Origin of the sequence: Martinezella lusitana, assembly GCF_016901135.1 — a bacterium.
Taxonomy (GTDB): Bacteria; Pseudomonadota; Alphaproteobacteria; order Rhizobiales; family Rhizobiaceae; genus Rhizobium; species Rhizobium lusitanum_D.
Genome location: NZ_JAFEVL010000003.1, coordinates 254,042 through 272,368 on the forward strand (window position 1 = coordinate 254,042; position 18,327 = coordinate 272,368).

18 protein-coding genes are annotated in these 18,327 nt (G+C 57.4%); 14 read left to right on the forward strand and 4 right to left on the reverse strand.

The genetic code is table 11. The annotated features are described in order from the left end of the window. Positions 1 to 653: 653 nt before the first annotated feature. Complete coding sequence (locus JTP94_RS01915) at positions 654 to 2,204, reverse strand: winged helix-turn-helix domain-containing protein (RefSeq protein WP_204848866.1); 1,551 nt, start codon at positions 2,202 to 2,204, stop codon at positions 654 to 656. 195 nt (positions 2,205 to 2,399) lie between these two features. On the opposite strand from JTP94_RS01915, the gene JTP94_RS01920 reads away from it, so the two are divergent. Continuing rightward, positions 2,400 to 3,113 (forward strand): alpha/beta fold hydrolase, encoded by a 714-nt coding sequence (locus JTP94_RS01920; RefSeq protein WP_204848867.1) that lies wholly within the window; start codon positions 2,400 to 2,402, stop codon positions 3,111 to 3,113. Between the two features lie 120 nt (positions 3,114 to 3,233). On the opposite strand, the gene JTP94_RS01925 is transcribed toward JTP94_RS01920, so the two are convergent. After that, positions 3,234 to 3,989 (reverse strand): SDR family NAD(P)-dependent oxidoreductase, encoded by a 756-nt coding sequence (locus tag JTP94_RS01925; RefSeq protein ID WP_204848868.1) that lies wholly within the window; start codon positions 3,987 to 3,989, stop codon positions 3,234 to 3,236. Positions 3,990 to 4,238: 249 nt separating this feature from the next. Here JTP94_RS01925 and JTP94_RS01930 point away from each other — a divergent pair, with 249 nt between their 5' ends. The 12 genes from JTP94_RS01930 to JTP94_RS01985 all read left to right on the forward strand — a co-directional run bounded on the left by JTP94_RS01930 (position 4,239) and on the right by JTP94_RS01985 (position 15,701). Continuing rightward, complete coding sequence (locus JTP94_RS01930; protein ID WP_204848869.1) at positions 4,239 to 4,745, forward strand: flavin reductase family protein; 507 nt, start codon at positions 4,239 to 4,241, stop codon at positions 4,743 to 4,745. 27 nt (positions 4,746 to 4,772) lie between these two features. Next, a complete protein-coding gene (locus tag JTP94_RS01935) occupies positions 4,773 to 5,864 on the forward strand; it encodes an LLM class flavin-dependent oxidoreductase (RefSeq protein WP_204848870.1) in 1,092 nt (363 codons plus the stop codon). 122 nt (positions 5,865 to 5,986) lie between these two features. Further along, positions 5,987 to 6,787: a transporter substrate-binding domain-containing protein gene (locus tag JTP94_RS01940; RefSeq protein WP_246754614.1), complete on the forward strand. Its 801-nt coding sequence runs from the start codon at positions 5,987 to 5,989 to the stop codon at positions 6,785 to 6,787. A gap of 56 nt (positions 6,788 to 6,843) precedes the next feature. After that, the gene (locus JTP94_RS01945; protein ID WP_204848872.1) at positions 6,844 to 7,509 is read left to right on the forward strand and encodes an amino acid ABC transporter permease; all 666 of its coding nucleotides are present in this window, start codon (positions 6,844 to 6,846) and stop codon (positions 7,507 to 7,509) included. Further along, complete coding sequence (locus tag JTP94_RS01950) at positions 7,509 to 8,165, forward strand: amino acid ABC transporter permease (protein WP_204848873.1); 657 nt, start codon at positions 7,509 to 7,511, stop codon at positions 8,163 to 8,165. Before JTP94_RS01945 ends, JTP94_RS01950 begins: the two co-directional genes overlap by 1 nt. Further along, complete coding sequence (locus tag JTP94_RS01955) at positions 8,162 to 8,923, forward strand: amino acid ABC transporter ATP-binding protein (RefSeq protein WP_204848874.1); 762 nt, start codon at positions 8,162 to 8,164, stop codon at positions 8,921 to 8,923. Before JTP94_RS01950 ends, JTP94_RS01955 begins: the two co-directional genes overlap by 4 nt. A gap of 45 nt (positions 8,924 to 8,968) precedes the next feature. Further along, on the forward strand, positions 8,969 to 9,730 hold the full coding sequence (locus JTP94_RS01960; RefSeq protein WP_034505938.1) for an SDR family NAD(P)-dependent oxidoreductase: 762 nt from the start codon (positions 8,969 to 8,971) through the stop codon (positions 9,728 to 9,730). Between the two features lie 129 nt (positions 9,731 to 9,859). Then, a complete protein-coding gene (locus JTP94_RS01965; protein ID WP_204848875.1) occupies positions 9,860 to 10,285 on the forward strand; it encodes a RidA family protein in 426 nt (141 codons plus the stop codon). A 120-nt stretch (positions 10,286 to 10,405) separates the two neighbouring features. Further along, on the forward strand, positions 10,406 to 11,101 hold the full coding sequence (locus JTP94_RS01970; protein WP_204848876.1) for a GntR family transcriptional regulator: 696 nt from the start codon (positions 10,406 to 10,408) through the stop codon (positions 11,099 to 11,101). A 421-nt stretch (positions 11,102 to 11,522) separates the two neighbouring features. Continuing rightward, the gene (locus JTP94_RS01975; protein ID WP_204848877.1) at positions 11,523 to 12,128 is read left to right on the forward strand and encodes a dual specificity protein phosphatase family protein; all 606 of its coding nucleotides are present in this window, start codon (positions 11,523 to 11,525) and stop codon (positions 12,126 to 12,128) included. Between the two features lie 186 nt (positions 12,129 to 12,314). Continuing rightward, a complete protein-coding gene (locus JTP94_RS01980; protein ID WP_204848878.1) occupies positions 12,315 to 14,276 on the forward strand; it encodes a glycosyltransferase family 39 protein in 1,962 nt (653 codons plus the stop codon). Between the two features lie 258 nt (positions 14,277 to 14,534). Continuing rightward, positions 14,535 to 15,701, forward strand: coding sequence for a glycosyltransferase family 2 protein (locus JTP94_RS01985; protein ID WP_204848879.1), 1,167 nt, complete (start codon positions 14,535 to 14,537; stop codon positions 15,699 to 15,701). A gap of 202 nt (positions 15,702 to 15,903) precedes the next feature. Here the strand turns inward: JTP94_RS01985 and JTP94_RS01990 are convergent, their stop codons facing one another. Then, positions 15,904 to 16,551: a TenA family protein gene (locus JTP94_RS01990; protein WP_204849025.1), complete on the reverse strand. Its 648-nt coding sequence runs from the start codon at positions 16,549 to 16,551 to the stop codon at positions 15,904 to 15,906. 3 nt (positions 16,552 to 16,554) lie between these two features. Then, positions 16,555 to 17,397: a BtpA/SgcQ family protein gene (locus tag JTP94_RS01995; protein WP_204848880.1), complete on the reverse strand. Its 843-nt coding sequence runs from the start codon at positions 17,395 to 17,397 to the stop codon at positions 16,555 to 16,557. 26 nt (positions 17,398 to 17,423) lie between these two features. On the opposite strand from JTP94_RS01995, the gene JTP94_RS02000 reads away from it, so the two are divergent. After that, complete coding sequence (locus JTP94_RS02000; protein ID WP_204848881.1) at positions 17,424 to 18,326, forward strand: PfkB family carbohydrate kinase; 903 nt, start codon at positions 17,424 to 17,426, stop codon at positions 18,324 to 18,326. The last annotated feature ends 1 nt before the right edge of the window (position 18,327 follow it).

Consider the following 18,327-nt stretch of genomic DNA (forward strand, 5'->3'; position numbering starts at 1 on the left):
GGGTAGGCGGGGTCGAGCGGGCAAACGCTTGTGCGTTGAAAGGCACCGCAGAACAACATCCCCCGCCCGCTGAAGGCGACGTTGGCTGCACCATGATCGAAGCAGGTCGTGTCGATGTCGACCACCCTCACGCAAACCGGACCAGTCAAACCTCATCAGCAGGCCTCCGTTTCCGATCGAGCACGATTGTCTCGGTCATATTCACGATAACTGATTTATTATGCCACGACCATATCGAGGGGCCTCGAAACCATCTCCAGTGAGGTCAACCTTTATTGACCTCAGTTGTCGCAGGTCACTTTGTCCCAAATGGGATGGTTGCCGTCCATTTCAGTGCAAAAATGGATGATCGGCGATACAAAGTACATGTGGCAGATTTGCTCGTTTTGAAAGGTCTTCCAGGACACTTCGCTGGAAATACAGATACTGGGCAACAGGACAGACGCCTAGAGGCATCCGAGCAATGTCACGCTGTCTCATCATTGATCGAACGATGTGTGTCAGCGAAGTCATGCATTCGCGCCCGTTACGGCTTCCCCATTGGGCAATGGCATGGAACCGGTCTTCGTTCGAAACAAGGTCCTATCGAGCAACCTGATCCGGTGATCAGACGCGGATGCCGTCAGGTCAACCGTAGCCGAAGCCTTTGGCAGCTATTCCGGCAATCCTGCCAGCCGCATGGCATCCACAACGGTATCGGATATCGTTGGCGCAATGCCAACCGCTGATGACCATCGGCTGATGGTGAAGCTTGGGTCGCATGCCAGCAACCGCTCGCCTGCGGCTCTTGCCTCCTCGAGCCGGCCGAGCGCGGCAAGTGGCGCTGCGAGCCACCCGTGCAAAATGCTGAAGCCCGGATTCAATTGGACTGCCCGCCGGCCTGCCACGATCGCTTCCTCATGCCGGCCGAGCAGGAAATTTCCGAATCCGATGATACCCTGCGGAATGCAGCTCATGGCATCGAGCGGGCTAAGGCGCATTGCACGCTCGCCCCATGCGATCGCGCGCGTAGCGTCTCCGCCGTAGGCCACGGGGACGCAACCGAATGAATAGACGAAGGCACATGAGGCGCTTAACGCCAAGGCACGCTCGAATGCCTCGTCGGCCAGTTTTCGGTCATGGGCCAGCAGGCCGATGGAGAAGCCCGCAAGGGCGAGCGCCATGGCATCACTCTGCCCGTGTTCGATTGCTGCAAGAGCATGACGGATCGATTTCTCGTGGTTCTCCGCACGCATGCCGCCGCGCACGAAGATGCTCTGATGCGCCCAGGCCGCAAAGCCATGCGCGAGCGCGTAGGTCGGCTCGATGGCAAGCGCCCGCTCCAGCAGCGGCAGCCCCTCGGCAGCTCCGTCAGGCATGAAGGTGTAGACGTGCGGCATCGCGCGAAGCAGCAGATCATAGGCATCGAGATTGTCGGGTCGCTTGCGCTTGATCCTCTCGATCTCGGCGCGGCGCACGCTGGGCTCGATCGCGGCAACGACGCTGACCGTAATTTCGTCCTGCAGCGCGAATATGTCCGTGAGGTCGCGGTCATATCGCTCGGCCCAGAGATGGCTCCCGTCCTCCGCATCGATGAGCTGACCGGTGATGCGGACGCGGTTCGCGGCCTTGCGCACGCTGCCTTCGAGCACATATCGCACGCCGAGTTCCCGACCGACCTTGGTCACGTCAACTGCACGGCCCTTGTAGGTGAAGCTGGAATTGCGCGCGATGACAAACAGCCATTTGATGCGCGAGAGGCCTGTGATGATATCCTCGACCATCCCGTCGGCGAAATAATCCTGCTCCGGATCGCCGCTCATATTGTCGAACGGCAGCACGGCGATCGATGGGCGGTCCGGCAGGCCCAATCCAGGAGAAGGTTTTTCCGCCGCTATCGCCGCCTCTGTGCCGTGCTCTTCGCGTACGGTGCCGACAAAACGGATGCCCTTGCGCATGATCGTGCGGACGAGCCGCTGTTCCTCGCCATTGTCGTTGAGCGCGCTGCGGACGGCATTGATGCGACTGCTGAGAGTGGCATCGGAAACGATGCGCCCCTGCCAGACAGAGTTGACGAGATCGTCCTTGCTGACGACACGGTCGCGATTGCAGATCAGGAAACATAAAAGATCGAACACCTGCGGTTCGACACGAAGCAATTCGCTGCCACGACGCAATTCGCGCCTGTCCTGGTCGATTGCGAAATCCTCAAAATGATACAGCAACTTAGATGTTCCGGTGTCACGCCGCTATCGGCGGGCCGCCGACACCGTAACAACGTCCCAAGGTAAAATCAAAGCCATCTGAAGGTAAAATCAAAACGGCCTGAAGGCCACCTCAAAGCGAGGCCCGAAACATTCGCCCATAGTGAGGGCGTCAAAACAACTCCACGTCAAATACAATTCCAAAGGAGAACTCAAATGTCGAATGCTTCGGAAAATGCAAAGGTCAAGTCGGTCGTCCTCGTCCATGGCGGCTTTGTCGATGGGTCCGGATGGGAGGGCGTCTACCGGCTCCTCAAGAAGGATGGATACGAAGTGATCGTGGCGCAGAACCCGACAACGTCCCTGGCGGATGATGTTGCCGTCACCAGGCGCGCCATTGCATCTGCTGCGGGCGATGTCATCCTTGTCGGTCATTCCTACGGCGGTGCCGTCATTACCGAATCCGGCACCGACCCGAAAGTCGCCGGACTGGTCTATATCACCGCTTTCGCACCGGACCGGGGCGAGTCAGTCGCCACGCTCATCGCCAATCCGCAACCCGGCGATCCAGTCCCCCCGATCGTTCCGCCTGTCGACGGCTTCCTTTTCTTGGATCGGTCGAAATTCGCTGCCTCCTTCGCAGCAGATGTTCAGCCTGATCTCGCCGCATTCATGGGCGATTCCCAGGTGCCGTGGGGTCTGGCCGCGCTCGAGGGCAAGGTCTCTGAACCGGCCTGGAGGGTAAAGCCGAGCTGGTATCTTGTTGCCACCGAGGACAAGATGATCCCTCCGGCAGCGCAACGCGCCATGGCCGGCCGCGCCGAGGCCGTCACGACAGAGGCTGCCGGCAGCCATGCCATCTACGTCTCAAACCCGGGCGCCGTCGCTGATCTGATCAAGCAGGCGGCGGTCGGCACTCACAAGGGCTGATCTCTCCTTGACCATATGGAATTGCCCCGGCGCCAACTGCAGGCACCGGGGCATTCCGTGCAAGCGATCGCTCCCCTATAGAGATTGCGATACTCTCAAAGCTTCTTTAGCCGTCGGCAATCATCGCGCAGTGTATCCGCCGTCCACCATGAGAATTTGACCGGTGACAAATGAGCTCGCGGATCCGGAAAGATAGACAATTGCGTCCGCTATCTCTTCAGGTTCAGCCCATCGCCCAAGAGGATGAGCCGACTTGATATTCGCCTCGCCGGCGGCCGGATCGTCCAAACCTTGAAGATATTTCGTCAGGAACGGGGTGTTGATCGAGCCAGGCCCGACCGCATTGATCCGAATGCCAGCCGAGGCGTAATCGACGGCCATTTGCCGAACCAACTGCAGCAGAGCACCCTTACTGGCGCAATAGGCTGCCTGTGAGGGGAGCCCTACGACACTGGAGATAGATCCGGTAGCGACGATCGTCCCCGTGCGACGCTCCATCATCGATGGGAGGGCTCGCTTGGCCATCAGAAAGAAGGACTTGGCATTTGCGTTCATGACGCTATCCCACTCGTCCTCGGAGGTTTCATGGACGGACTTCGAAATGATGAAGCCCGCATTGCTGACGAGGCCGTCGACAGGCCCAAACTTACTTTCTGCAAATTCATAGATGGCGTTCACATGGTCTGATTTCGTGACATCGCCAACGATCGAAACCACCTCGCCTGCACCACTCGCTGCGAGCTCCAGAACGTTGGGCGACAGATCCGTTGCGCAGACGCGCGCGCCCATTGCCGCGAGCTTGCTGACGACCGAGCGACCAACGCCGCCGGCAGCGCCTGAGACTATGATTGTCCTGCCAGCCAGATCCAATGACATGATGCTTCCCTCTCCCACCTAGACGCCTGTATTTGCCACGGCCAGTCGCCGCGGATTTGGTCGAGATATGACCGGCGCAGTTTGCTCGTGCATCGCAAAATGTCGCGGACAATAGCTACAATATTGCAGATGATCTACAATCTGGCAATGCCACTCCGTCTCCGGAGCAATTTGCCAAGCAAGAAAATGACGATTGACAGATTGTAGATAATCCGCAATCATCCAGCCATCGAATTGGAGATGGCTTTGATGAGCGACCAGCACGAAGAGAATTTCCGCCAATCCATGCGACGTCTCGCAGCAACGGTCTGCGTCATTTCATGTCGGCACGATGGAGTTCGGTTCGGGATTACGGTGACCTCGGTCACCTCGCTGTGCTTCAAGCCCCTGTCCATTTTGGCTTGCATCAACAACGGAGCATCGATCATCAATCCGCTGCTTGCGGAGGGCCGTTATTGCATCAACGTTCTTCAAAAGTCGCAGGTCGAAATCTCGAAGCGCTTCAGCGGCGGCGTCCCCGCGAGCGAACGGTTTCTCGTCGGCGGCTGGGCGGAAGATGCCCAGGGCGTTCCCTACCTGCCGGATGCCCAAGCCAATCTTTTTTGTGAGGTCGATCAGACCGTTGCCTATTCCACCCATCAAATCGTGATCGGGCGGGCCATCGCCGCAGGCTTTGCGGAGCGTGTTGATCCGTTGATTTACCAAAACGGCGGTTACGTGGCTTGTGCGCCATTGCTGCTGAATGACGCCGCTTAGGCGCTACCGAAAGCCAGGAGAATTGTAATGCAGCTCGGTCTGTTCAACCTGATGACGTTGCGGGATCATCCCGATGGCGCCCTCGGCGTCATGCGCGATACCAGAAAAATGGTCGAAACAGCGGAAGAGCTCGATTTCGATATCGCATGGTTCGCCGAACATCATTTCGCGAACTATTCAAGCTCCCCCTCACCCCTGATGATGTGCTCCTACGCCGCGGGCTGGACAAAGAAGATCAAGCTCGGGCCTGGCGTCATCGTCCTTCCTCTTTACAACCCGCTGCGGGTTGCCCAGGAGATCGCGGTCGCGGATACGCAATCCGGCGGCCGGCTGGTTATCGGCATGGGAACCGGATACCAGCAATACGAGTTCGATCGCTATGGCGTCGTCCTCGACGACAAGGTCGATATCTTTCTCGAATATTGGGACATCATCGAGCAGGCCCTCGTCAACGGGATGGTGGAACATAAGGGCAAATTCATCTCGGTTCCAAAGACGTCGTTTGCGATCAAGACCGAACAAAAGCCGTTGCCGCCGATCTTCGTGACGTCCTCCCACCCCCAGCTTCTCAGCCGCTTCAAGAAATGGGGCGCCACCCCTTTCATTGCCGCAAGCACGCTTGGGTCGCCGGCTCTCTACAAGATGGCTGATGGGCTGAACAAAGCTTGGGAATCGATCGGAGACGATCCTGCGGCAAAGCCACTTGCCATCATGCAGTACGTCAACATCACCGACAGCCGTGCCGAAGCGCTGGAGGCCGGCGAACGTGCCCGCTACGTTGGGCGCATGGCACATTTTCTGCGCCAGCCGGATCTGCCGTTGGACAAAGCCGGATTTGTCCGCAACGAACCCTATCCAGGGGAATTTACGCTTGAGCAATATGCCGACAACATGGTCGTCGGTGATCCGCACACGGTCGCTGAAAAGATCGTCGACAATATCCAGCGCCTCAATCCGTCCAACTACACCTGCAATTTTTCCTTTGGCTGCATGCCACTGGAGCGCGCGCAAAAGTCGATCTACCGCTTCAAAAAAGAGGTTCTTCCGCTTGTCGAGCAGGCGGTCGGCCCGATCGCAAATATTGGCGTTCAAGAAATAGCGCAACGCAAAGCCGGTTGAGCTCGGAAAAGCTCGACCGTCAGACGGGAGATAGTCGGAGGCTTATTAAAGTCAGAAACTGAGTTGCTAATACATATCAAAAAAAGGGGAATGACATGAAAAACACTATACTCAAGACTGCGATGCTCGCTGCCGCTTTCAGCCTGACACTGTCGGCGCATTCCTACGCGCAGTCCGCGCTCGACACGATTGTTCAGAGCAAAAAACTGCGCTGCGGCATTATGCTGGACAGCCCGCCCGCCGGCTTTCGCAATACGAGCAACGAGCCGGATGGCTTCGACGTGGTCTATTGCAAGGACATGGCGGCAGCCCTTGGGGCAGAGCCTGAGATCGTCGAAACCCCTTCGCCGGATCGCATTCCAGCGCTGGTATCCAATCGTATTGACGTGCTGATTGCGTCAACGACGCCAACGCCGAAGCGCGCGCTGACCGTCGCTTTCACGCAGCCTTACATGAACAACACCATGGGCGTGGTCACGCGCAAGGACACCGGTATCAAGGCCTATGCGGATCTGAGCAGCAAGAAGCTCGGCGGCGTGGTGGGCAGCACCCCGGAGCAGTTGCTGAATAAAGAACTTGCAAATGGCTGGAAGGACAAGGGCGCCACCTACACCGGCTATTCGACAGATGCTGAAGCCTATCTTGCCTTGCAACAGGGCAAGGTCGACGCCATTCTGGTCTCCTTCGGTGTATTCAACGCTCTTGCACAGAGCGGGCAGTTCCCCGAGTTCGTTATTGCCGGCGAAGCGCCGCTTTCCGACATGGTCTCCATCGCCGTACGTCGCGATGACCAGCAGATGTTGAACTGGGCAAAAATGTTCGTCTGGCAGCAGAGCGTCAGCGGCCGCTTCGCTGAAGTGTACAAGCAGTATTTCGGCAATGGGCCGGTGCCGTCGCTGCACGCCAACGGCATCGACTTTTAGTTCAACCGAACCTCCATTGGCAGGCAGCCCCTGCCAATGGACATTGGGGCACTGCCATGCTTGGCTATCAATTCTACTGGTCCATCGTTTGGGATGCCTTCCCGCAGCTCCTGTCCGGCGCCTGGGTGACCGTTCAGATCACGATACTGTCGTTTGTCATCGGAACGCTTATCGCGATGCCGATGGCGGTCGCGCGTCAAAGGGAAACGGGCCTCGGCTATCGAATTGCGACGGCCTGGGTTGAGCTTTCACGCAACACGCCGGTGCTTTTCCAGGTCTTCATGATCTATTTCGGCCTCGGCGCGCTCGGCATCAACATATCGAGCTACATCTCGGTGCTGGCCGCGATATCGTTCAACAATGCGGGTTATCTGGCCGAGATATTCCGGGGAGGCATTGCCGCGATCCCTCGCCAGCAATTTTCCGCGGCTCGGTCTCTCGGGATGAATAGCTTCCAGAGCTTTGCGTATGTCGTCTTCCCGCAAGTCTTCCAGATCATTTTCCTCGCCTTCGTCACGCAGGGTATCTGGGGAATGCTCAACACGTCCCTCGGCATGCTCGTTGGCCTGCGGGAACTGGCGGGTGCGGCCCAATATGCGCAATCCGTGTCATTTCGCACATTCGAATTTTTCATCGTGACGGCCGGATTTTACTACGTCATCGCAAAGGCCCTGCAGCTTTCGGCACATCTCGTTTTCAAGCTCATGTACGGGAGGACCTGATGCAGTTTCAATTCGCAAATCAAGGATTGCACTGGTCCGACGCTTACTTTCTGCTGCTGGGAGCCATCAACACGATCAAGATCGCCATTGCGGCGGGGCTGCTCGGCACGGTTCTTGGTATCGTCCTTGGATGGTTGCGGTCGATTTCGCTGATCATTCGCCTGCTCACGACGCCGCTCATCGACATTCTTCGCAGCGTGCCGATGATCATTCAGCTGATCCTGGCCAATAGCATGCTGTCGCTCATGGGCTTTAGCGCCTCGCCATTCTGGTTCGGCACCGTTGCGCTCGGAGCCTGGATGGCAGCGGTGACGGCCGAAGTCGCTCGCGACGCTCTGCGATCCGTACCGTTTCAGTATCGCCTGGGTGCTCGTTCCCTGGGAATGAACTACTTCCAGGAACTCTATCACATCTCGGCGCCTCTTGGCTTTCGCGCCGGGCTTCCGTCCTGGATCGGCCTGGTCCTGAGCCTGATCAAGGACAGTTCGCTGGCAGGGGTCATCGGCTATCTGGAATTCACTCGCACCGCCCAGATGCTCATGACCCGAACCCACGAAACCTGGCTCATGCTGCTGGGAACAGGGCTGTTCTATTTCCTCATTTGCTATCCGGTTTCCAAGTACAGCCGCCAACTTGAAAGAAGGGTCCTCGTATGATCGAGATCAAAAACGTCCGCAAGATCTTCGGTCCGTTGACAGTTCTGAAAGACATCAACCTGACGGTCGAAAAAGGCGAGCTTCTTTGCTTGATAGGCGCAAGCGGCTCCGGAAAATCGACGCTTCTGCAATGCATCAACGGCCTGGAACCGATCCAGGGCGGTGAGATCATCGTCGATGGCATCAGTGTCCATGACCCGAAGACCAACATCAACACCCTGCGCCGCAAACTCGGCATCGTCTTTCAGCAGTACAATGCCTTTCCGCATCTGACCGCCCTTGAAAACGTGGCGCTGGCACCGCGCGTGGTCGCAAAGCGTAGCCGTTCGGAGGCGCGCAAACTTGCCCACAAGCATCTAGACCATGTCGGGCTCGGGGATAAGGCCAATGCGCTGCCATCAAGGCTTTCCGGCGGCCAGCAGCAGCGGCTGGCCATCGCAAGAGCACTCGCGATGGAGCCTTCCTACATGCTGTTTGACGAAGTCACGTCGGCTCTCGATCCGGAACTCGTCGGCGAGGTCCTCGAAACCATGCGGCTGCTGAAGTCGGAGGGGATGACGATGGTCGTCGTCACCCACGATATCGGCTTCGCGCGGGAATCCGCGGATCGGGTCGCCTTTCTACATCAAGGCGAGGTTTGCGAACTTGGGACGGCGGCCGAAGTAATCGACAATCCCTCCCAGGAACAGACCCAACGTTTCCTACGGCGCGAGAACCGCGTCCCCTCTGACCGCAGCCGCAGGATATCGGCCGCCTAAGCACTTTCATGCAACGCAACGTTAGAATTTGATCGGATTTGCACCATGATTTCATTTGACCTTAAAGGTCGCACCGCGCTCGTAACGGGCGGTGCATCCGGGATCGGCTTTGAGACCGCACGGATGTTGAGCCGAGGCGGCGCCAGGGTGGCGATCAATTACCTTCCGGATGATGTCCGCGGGCCAGAAGCCATCGAGACATTGCGCAAGGAAGGCTATGATCCTGTCGCTGCTCCGGGCGATGTAGGCGATGCCGACAAGGCTGAAGCGATGGTCAAGAAGGCGATCAGCGATCTCGGCCATCTCGATCTGCTCGTCAACAATGCGGGCACCCCTGGCGTGAAGCTTCCGGTACCGATCGAAGATCTCGGATCCATCACTGAGGAGTTGTGGGCCAACCTGTTGAACGTCAATCTGATGAGCGTCTTTCGCTGCTCCAAAGCTGCGGCATCGGCTTTGAAGGAAAGCAAAGGCGCTATCGTCAATACAGCCTCGATCGCGGGCTTCGGCTCAGTGGCAAGCACCATCGCCTATAGCGGCTCCAAGGCCGCGGTGATCAACCTGACAAAAAATTTGGCGAGGGCGCTCGCACCGGATGTGCGCGTCAACGCCGTGGCGCCGGGCTCGGTGGACAGTTCCTGGGCCATCGAATGGTCGAAGGAGCGACATGACGGCACGATCGCTGCAACGCCGCTGAAGAAGCTCTGCACCCCGGATGAGGTCGCGGAACTGATCGTCTATCTTGGTTTCGCGGGCCGGATGATAACGGGCCATACGGTCGTGATCGACGGCGGAATCTCGATCTAACGCCTTATTTGGCCTGTCGTTGGCCCGCGGAAACCTCAACCTTTCAACAGCGCCTTTCGGCACCAGGAGCCGCCAGCAACACTGCGCGCTCCCGGCTCCGATACGCACATCCCTATCCAAGGACGAATCATGGGCAGCGAAATTGTCAAAGTGAAATCGGGCAGCATTCTGGAGGACAAGGAGGGCTATTCGCGGATCGTCGCGCTCGACAACTGGATTTTCATGTCGCTCACAGCCGGACGAGACTACAAGACCCGAGCCATGCCTGACACCGCCATCGAACAGGCCAAACAGGCGATGAAGAATGTCGAAGGCGCATTGGCGTCGGTCGGTGCCAGTCTTGCAGATGTTGTCCGCCGGCGGATCTTCATTCCACGCCAGGAAGATGTTCCGGACGTCATGGCCTACATGGGCGAGAAATTCAAAGGCATCGATCCCGCAAGCTGCGTGAGCTGTGGCCCTCTTGGCGGGCCTGAATATCTGTTCGAGATCGAAATCACCGCATATAGAGGCGCGGGGAACCTTCCCCAGAAGCACCTTGTCATTTCGCTCTAGCATGGCTTGGAAACATCGGGATTGCGTTTGTATACAATCGACAAGTTGCTGACGTTATAATACATACCCTCATGACAATGAGGAGGGCGAATCTTGGCTAAATCGGACGGTTCCGCGAACATGCTGGCGGCGATGACCATCATGGAAAGTGCGGAGTTCGCCGCGGAACAGATCAGAAAAGCAATCATCGCCGGTGCCTTGAAGCCCGGCGATCGCTTGGTCGAGCAACAGCTCACCGACATGATCAACGTGTCGCGCCATCCGGTGAGGGAAGCCTTGCGATTGCTTGCACGCGAGGGTTTTGTCGAACTCCGGCGAAATCGCGGCGCGGTGGTCAGCGCTTTGGATGCAGCCAGCGTCGTCGAGGTTTATGATATCCGGATGGCCCTTGGAAAGATCGCCCTCACCTATCTTCTATCGAAAGAAGGGCGCCTCAATTCAGATGACCTCAAGCGGATCGAGAAGCTGGCCAACAACGCCGTCAAGTTCGCCGATTTGAAGGATCAGACCGATACCGTCAGCAACGACCTGGAGTTTCAGCAGGCGATTATCGATGCAACGGGACTACAACGCACCATTCGCTATTTTTCAGAGCTGACCGGTGATGTCAGACGCTTCAACAATTTGCTGGGTATCGTCTACACCGATCGTCGCGGAGACGCCGAAAAATATGTCGTTTCGCTCTACGAGGCGATCAGGGATCGGAACCTACCTTTGGCTGAGAGCGTCTGGGACGCAAAATTCAGGAAGGCCATGGAGCGTTATCTCTCGCTTATCGCAAACACAACTTCGGATGGTGCGAGCAAACAGGCCTGATCTCGGCCGGGTCTTATCGATGATCGAACAAGGTGTGTGTTTCGAAATCAAGCACGCGTGGTGACCACGGCCCTTCCACTGCGCGATGGCGCGGCTTCAACAAATGTGGGCGGCGGCGAAGGCCATTTCGAAACGAGAATCGAGCCGTTTCATCTTCGTCGATTGCCTCCATAAACAGATCCACAACTCTGCCCATTCTGTCTCTCTGTACAGGTTAAGGCGACGCTTCCGTTGAGGCATCGGATCAGCCCGCTACCGGGCGCGGGTGCCGGCTGTGCGCCCAATCAGCAACCCAATCAGCATAGGTCTCGTCCGCAGATGCTGACAGGCTTTTCGCGTTTTTGCGCCGCCATTGTTCAGGCGTCTGTCAGGCTCTTCCGGCATGTCATGGAAACTTCGCAGAAGGAACGGCTGACGAGCAATGACTGTATTTCGCAAGGTGGTCCTCGCCGCCCTTGGCGCCATCGGAATTCTGGGCGCGAGCTGCGCGGCTTATGCTGGCCTTCTACAGGCCACCGATAACTTTCATTCGGTGATTGATGGCCAACTTTACCGCTCGGCTCAGCCAACATCCGACGAACTCGCTTCTTACATCCAGACATACGGAATCAAGACAGTCATTAATCTGCGCGGAACGTATCCAGGTGCCGCATGGTATGACGACGAAGTCACGACGGCTCGGGGCCTCGGCATAGCGCATATCGATTTTGGCATGTCGGCCTCGAAAACCATCTCGCCTGAAAAGGCGAAGCGGCTCGTCGAGTTGATGGCCTCGGCCCCAAAACCCATCCTTATTCACTGCCTCTCGGGTTCTGATCGCAGCGGTTTGGCGGCAGCACTTTATGTCAGGAAGATTGCCGGGCTGGATGAGGATAAAGCCGAAGGTCAACTATCTTTCTATTACGGACACGTGGGCATCCCCGTGGTTTCAGCCGCCTATGCTATGGATAGGAGCTGGGAGGATGTCGAGGCCCGGGACAAAAGACAGGCGCAGGCCGAGCTTGTAAACGGTGCTACTGTGCGATAGCCACGGAAGCTAAACATACGTCTTTGAAGTGAATGCGTCGATGGCAGCTCGTAGGCCTTCGGCACGACCGAGAGACGCATAAGGCTGTTCTTGTCCGCTGCCCATCCAGCGACATCGCTGGCTAGAGATACCCCTCGGGCACGCCGGATCATCGACAACAAGAGAAAATTGAGATCGGATAATATCGTGCGACAGGTTCAGGCTCTTGGGGCCACACACAAGCACGCTGTCATGCGCCTTTTTGTTGTTGGCATGATCTGCGCGCTTCTCGATTTTATGGCTTTCGTGGTGCTGATCCGGGTTGGCATCGACCCGATGAAAGCTCACGTTCTGAGCTTCGCCTGTAGTGTTCTCTTATATTTTGTCTGCATCGCAACCGGGATCTTGGCGCGGATCGATCCCACTGTGGACAGCAACTCCAGCTCACAGCAGTTGGCAATTTTCCTTTTCCTGAGGCTTTTGACGCTCAGTCTGAGAGGCGGAATCTTTGTTGTCGCAATGACAACCCTCAATCTTCCGGTCCTTCTTTCCGGCGCCTCTGTGGTGCTTGCAAGCGCTGCCATTGGTTTACTGGGTGACACGCTTTTCTTATGGTCGACCGTACCTGTTGAAAGGCGAAAATTATTCGCCGCGGTTGGCATCATTATCTATCTTCTTTCACTGCGCCTCGTATTTCTCGGTTTCGCCAACCTTCTGCCTGAAGAGGCCTACTATTGGAATTATTCGCAGCATCTAGACATCGGTTATCTTGATCATCCGCCGATGGTCGCATGGTTGATCTGGCTGGGAACCACGCTCTTTGGAGATAACGAGTTCGGTGTTCGCATCGGCGCATATATGTGTTGGCTATTGACCGCTGGTTTTTCCTTCCAGCTCGCGCGGAATCTCTTCGACAAGGCGACGGCAATAGCTTGCGCACTGTTGGTTGCCGTGCTCCCGTTTTATTTTTCGACCGGCTTTCTGATGATGCCAGACGCGCCGCTGGCCGCAGCCTGGGTGGCCACGCTATTTTTTCTGGAGCGAGCTCTCCTTGGTGAGAAGCATCTTGCTTGGTTCGGGGCTGGCGTGTCGTTTGGTATAGGCCTGCTGTCGAAGTACACGATACTGCTATTGGGGCCTGCAGCATTACTATTCGTTCTGATCGACCCGAGATCGCGGCGATGGCTTGGTCGAAGAGAGCCATACCTTGCCGCTGCAGTCTCGGCCTTGTTATTTTCGCCAGTCGTTTACTGGAATGCAACGCACCAATGGATGTCCTTCGCATTCCAGGGGTCGAGACGCGTGGGTGAGGCATTTCAATTCACTTTGCCGTCTCTCATCGTCAGTGCCGCTGTTCTATTGACGCCCACCGGCCTCATTGCCGCCGCCGCCAGCCTGAAGGCGAATGTCTCTGCAGTCCGATCGCGACCAGGCGCGACCAGGGCGCTTTTCATTCTCCTCTTCACACTTATCCCGCTTAGTGTATTTGTTCTCTTCAGCCTTTTCCATGAGAACAAGCCGAATTGGACCGGTCCTCTGTGGCTCGCGGTCCTTCCCTTCGTCGCATCCTTGCTTGCCGGAGCAGCGGGAGAAGACCGGTGGCTGGGAAGGCACCTGAGACGCGCATGGATACCGACGATCGGAATCACAACGGCTGTTTATGCGGCGCTTTTTCATTACGTGGTTCTGGGTTTTCCCGGCGTCGGCTACATTCATAACATCCGCACATTACCGGTCGCGTGGAGCGAATTTGGCCAGGCGGTCGGCGCAATTGAGGCCGAGGTAGCCGAGGAGAGTACAGCTCCCGTCGTGCTGATCGGTACGGACAACTACTTCCTTGCCAGCGAAATGGCCTTCTATGTGCGCCAAGCACAGCGCGTTCAAGATAATTCAATAGGGCAGAGCGCCATTGGTGGCAGCAGTCTTATGTATGACCTCTGGCATCCGGCCGAAACGGTGCGAGGAAATACAGCAGTGCTGGTTGCTCTGAAACGAAACGAGTTGCAGCAAGACGACATCCCTCAATACTTCTCACGTCTGACCGACATTCAAGAGCAGGTCGTGCGAAAAAATGGCGTCGTCGTCGGGAGCTTCTATTATCGCGTGGGTTATAATCTTGGTCGTTGCGAGAATGCAGGCACGCAATGCGCCTCGTCCTCTGGAGGCTAGACATTTCCGGAGCCGGCTACATGTGCTATGAGTGGGTAGATACCGAATTTCAACGCAAATTCAGAGTATTGTCAGGTAATCGTGACATATTGTCTGGATCGAAGTCGCTCAGGCGTCATGGCGAGCCAATGGGCGACGAAGATTCGTGGAGGCAAGTTGGGTTCATGAGCCGCTGAAGCGGTCGTATGTATTCGGCTCGAACCTTCCGCGAATTCGTCGACAGAACTCGCCCTTCCTTCCAAGGAATATTAGACCCTTATGACTTCATTTCGTTTGGCTCCCATCCGCGCATGGCCTGGGGATTTGGCAATCATAAAGAGCGAAATCCCGCGGCAGGAGGGCTTTGAGCTCTCCATCGTCATACCCACCTTCAATGAACGTGAAAACATCGTCCCGCTCATCGAGCGCCTTCGGGCTGCGCTCGTCGGTATCGCATGGGAGGTGATTTTCGTTGATGACGATTCAAGCGATAAGACCGTCGATGTCGTGCGAAGCCTTTCTCTAAGCGATCGGCGTATCCGAGGGATTCGACGGATCCATCGGCGCGGGCTTGCCGGCGCGTGCCTAGAAGGCATTCTCTCCACGTCGGCGCCTATCGTTGCCGTTATGGATGCTGATCTTCAGCACGATGAAACGCGGCTGGCGGCCATGCTTGCCATGATGCGTAGCAATCGGACCGATCTGGTGGTTGCAACGAGATATGGCGAGGAAGGCTCGTCGGCTGAGGGGTTCAATGGCATCCGCCAAGTAGGAAGTCAGATGGCCATCCGGATTGCAAGGCGTCTGTTGAAGATCGAGACGTCCGATCCGATGAGCGGGTTTTTCATGGTCAAACGCGCGCTGATCGACGAGCTTGCTCCGAAGCTCTCGCAGCAAGGCTTCAAGATCCTGCTGGATATTATCGCGTCATCGCCCGTTCCCTTGAAAATTGGGGAGATTTCATACGTGTTTCGGCCAAGGATTCACGGCGAGAGCAAACTCGATGCATCGGTGGTATTCGAGTATCTTGGGCTCCTCGTCGCAAAATGGTCCGGCGATATTATTTCCTCGCGAATGCTATTGTTCGGCTTGGTCGGCCTTAGCGGTGTTGTCGTTCACCTGACCATCTTGCGGTTGCTGCTGCTGGGTGGACTGGCATTTCCGGTCAGCCAGGCTGCCGCCATGTTGGCCGCAGTCATCTCGAATTACACGTTCAACAATGCCCTCACATACAGAGATCGACGCCGCCGCGGCGTGCGATTCGTGACAGGCTTGATGTTGTTCGCGGCATTTTGCAGCGTCGGAGTTCTCGCGGGGACCGGAGTGTCGTCACTTTTTTACAGCCGGGAGCCACAATGGTGGCTCGCCGGCCTGGCGGGAGCCGTCATTGGTGCAGGCTGGAACTATCTTACCAGCTCCATGATTACCTGGCGGCGAGCAGACTGATCGGAAGCGCTGGAATTATCGGGCCGATTTGAACCACAGTCGTATATGCGCCCCGACCACTAGATCTGCGCAGGTCCACAAATGGCGTGGATGTCGTCGGCATGAACACCCGCCAAATCTGCCCCGCCCACGACGTCTCGAAGTGCCTCGCCTTGAGTAACCGCGGCCTGTTAATTGCTAACCCCAGGTCATCTCCGAGCTTCTATGAATAGGCCGCTTCATGGAAATCGATCTCCAGGCGTTGAACCAGGCCGAAGATCATGCTCAGGCGCTTGCGCTCGGCGGCATCCACCATCTCGCCGGCTTCGTCCAGCACGGTCTTCAACCATCGCGCCTGCGCCTCGAATGCCGGTTCGGCATGGAGCATAACCCACTCCTTCAGAAGCGGATCGCTGATCGTGCATCTGCTGGCTGCCGTCGACCAGGTCCAGTACATCCATTCAGCGGCAAACATTGCCGCAATCGTATCGAAGAAACCGCCATTGCGCGCGATCGACAGCATCCCGTCGCGGAAGGCGGCGACATCTTCGCGGCTGGTGTCATAGCTGGCCGGATCAATGCCACGGATGACGAAGGTCTTTTCGAAATAGGCGATCTGCTGATTGGCCAAAGCGTCGAGCACGCCGATCAGCCAGCGTTTCTGTGCCATCGTCCCGGCCTTGGCGGTGGCATAGGCGAAGATCGCGATCGCGGTATCGACAAAGGCACCTTCGAAAACAAGATAGCGCTCGAAGGCCTCGATCGGCAGACGATCGGCCTTGATGTCCTCGACAAATCGATGATGAACCATCGCATCGAATAGGTCGCGGTTTTCATCGAGCATCTGTTCGGAAAGGCTTTGCATCATGATTGCTCACGCCTCCAGGCCGGGTGCCGCAGCAGCCACAAAAGCGGCGACGCGGGCTGGGTCGACTGGGTTCCACCACACACCCTCCTCTTTGAGCGACGAAGCGACAATGACGCCGTTCGTACGCTTGAGAATTTCAACGATATTGTCCTTGGTGACGCCGGATCCGACGAGCAGCGGCAGATGCGTTGCCGCGCCGATTTCCTCGATCTCCTTAATCGTCGCGCTATTGCCCGTTCGCTGGCCGGTGGCAATCACCACGTCGGCATCGAAGAAGGCAAGATCGCGCGTCAATTCATCGATCGTCCGGTCCGCGGTGATGGCATGCGCGCCATGCTTCACGTGGCTGTCGGCAAAAACCCTTATATGCTCGGCGCGCAGTAGCGACCGATAACGCATCGCCTCGGCTGCACGACCCTCCATAAAGCCCTCGTTGGCCACATAGGCATTGGCCCATTGATTGACGCGGATGAAGCGCGCGCCGCCGGCTATGGCAATTGCGAAGGCGGGGATAGGCGCATTGGCAAGCACATTGATGCCAAGCGGCACACCGACGGCGCGGGCAATGCGATCCGTGATAACAGACATGAAGGCGGCCGTCTCGTGTCCGATGTCTTCGGGCTTGGAGAAGGGAATGTCGCCGTGGTTTTCAATGATCAGACCATGCATGCCACCTTTGACAAGCGCTTCCGCATCGCGCATGCAGGTGTCATAGATTGTGTCCATCGCGGCACTGCGATAACGCGGCGCGCCCGGAAAGGCCGGGCAATGAATCATGCCGATCAGCGCCTTGTCAGTCCCGAATATTTCCCTTATGGCGCTTGAAGCTCTGTCAGATATCAGTTGCATTTCTCTTTCCTTTCCGAAGGTGTGCCATGCGTGCCTATGTCATCGGTAACGTCGCCATCGACGAAACCATATCCGTGTTGTCGATGCCCGAAGCGGGCGCCTCGATCCTTGGTCGGGAGGAAACCCGCGACCTAGGCGGCAAGGGTGCCAACCAGGCAGTCGTGATGAGCCGGACCGGCCTTTCCACGACGCTCGTTACGGCCGTCGGCGAGGATTTTCGCGCCCAGACGATCCGCGACCATCTTGCCGAAGAAGCTCTGCATACCTGCCTATCGAGCAATCCCGGCCGCTCCAGCGACTTTTCCATCATCTTCACCACTCCCGACGGCGAAAACGCCATCGTAACCACCACGGCTTCCGCCGAAGCGCTGTCCCTTTCCGAGGCTCTTGCGCCGCTGGACGATGCCGCAGCCGGCAACCTCGTCGTGTTGCAAGGCAACCTCAGCCAGGATGTCACCCGAGGCATCCTTAGCGAAGCAAGGCGCCGCGGGATCACGACAGCCTTCAACCCATCGCCGCTTCGACCCTACTTCACCGACCTCTGGCCACTGATCGACATCGCCTTCCTCAACAAAGGCGAGGCGGAAAGCTTGACCGGATCCTCGGGCGAGGACGCCATTCGCCACCTTGCCGGAGCTGGTGTTGCCCAGATCGTCCTGACGCTCGGCGGCGAAGGTGCGATCCTTGCACATGCAAACCAAATCGTCGCAACCGTCCCTGCCCTCGCCATTGATGTCGTGGACACGACCGGCGCCGGCGATACATTCATGGCCGTCGCCCTCGCCTCGGCAGCGCTGAGAAACTCCGTGCTCGACATCAGGGCTATCGGCCATGCGACCGCCGCCGCCGCCCTCACCGTCAGCCGGCGGGGAACACGATCCGCATTCCCCAGCCGCCAGGAGCTTGCCGACATTCTTGCCCGCGGCTGAG

Excerpts from the sequence above, each read along its gene's own strand:
- JTP94_RS01965 (WP_204848875.1), top strand. The coding sequence starts at position 9,860 with ATGGGCAGCGAAATTGTCAAAGTGAAATCGGGCAGCATTCTGGAGGAC.
- JTP94_RS01940 (WP_246754614.1), top strand. The coding sequence starts at position 5,987 with ATGCTCGCTGCCGCTTTCAGCCTGACACTGTCGGCGCATTCCTACGCG.
- JTP94_RS01995 (WP_204848880.1), bottom strand. The coding sequence starts at position 17,397 with ATGCAACTGATATCTGACAGAGCTTCAAGCGCCATAAGGGAAATATTC.
- JTP94_RS01955 (WP_204848874.1), top strand. The coding sequence starts at position 8,162 with ATGATCGAGATCAAAAACGTCCGCAAGATCTTCGGTCCGTTGACAGTT.
- JTP94_RS01975 (WP_204848877.1), top strand. The coding sequence starts at position 11,523 with ATGACTGTATTTCGCAAGGTGGTCCTCGCCGCCCTTGGCGCCATCGGA.
- JTP94_RS01985 (WP_204848879.1), top strand. The coding sequence starts at position 14,535 with ATGACTTCATTTCGTTTGGCTCCCATCCGCGCATGGCCTGGGGATTTG.
- JTP94_RS01970 (WP_204848876.1), top strand. The coding sequence starts at position 10,406 with ATGCTGGCGGCGATGACCATCATGGAAAGTGCGGAGTTCGCCGCGGAA.
- JTP94_RS01920 (WP_204848867.1), top strand. The coding sequence starts at position 2,400 with ATGTCGAATGCTTCGGAAAATGCAAAGGTCAAGTCGGTCGTCCTCGTC.
- JTP94_RS02000 (WP_204848881.1), top strand. The coding sequence starts at position 17,424 with ATGCGTGCCTATGTCATCGGTAACGTCGCCATCGACGAAACCATATCC.
- JTP94_RS01935 (WP_204848870.1), top strand. The coding sequence starts at position 4,773 with ATGCAGCTCGGTCTGTTCAACCTGATGACGTTGCGGGATCATCCCGAT.
- JTP94_RS01930 (WP_204848869.1), top strand. The coding sequence starts at position 4,239 with ATGAGCGACCAGCACGAAGAGAATTTCCGCCAATCCATGCGACGTCTC.
- JTP94_RS01960 (WP_034505938.1), top strand. The coding sequence starts at position 8,969 with ATGATTTCATTTGACCTTAAAGGTCGCACCGCGCTCGTAACGGGCGGT.
- JTP94_RS01925 (WP_204848868.1), bottom strand. The coding sequence starts at position 3,989 with ATGTCATTGGATCTGGCTGGCAGGACAATCATAGTCTCAGGCGCTGCC.
- JTP94_RS01945 (WP_204848872.1), top strand. The coding sequence starts at position 6,844 with ATGCTTGGCTATCAATTCTACTGGTCCATCGTTTGGGATGCCTTCCCG.
- JTP94_RS01950 (WP_204848873.1), top strand. The coding sequence starts at position 7,509 with ATGCAGTTTCAATTCGCAAATCAAGGATTGCACTGGTCCGACGCTTAC.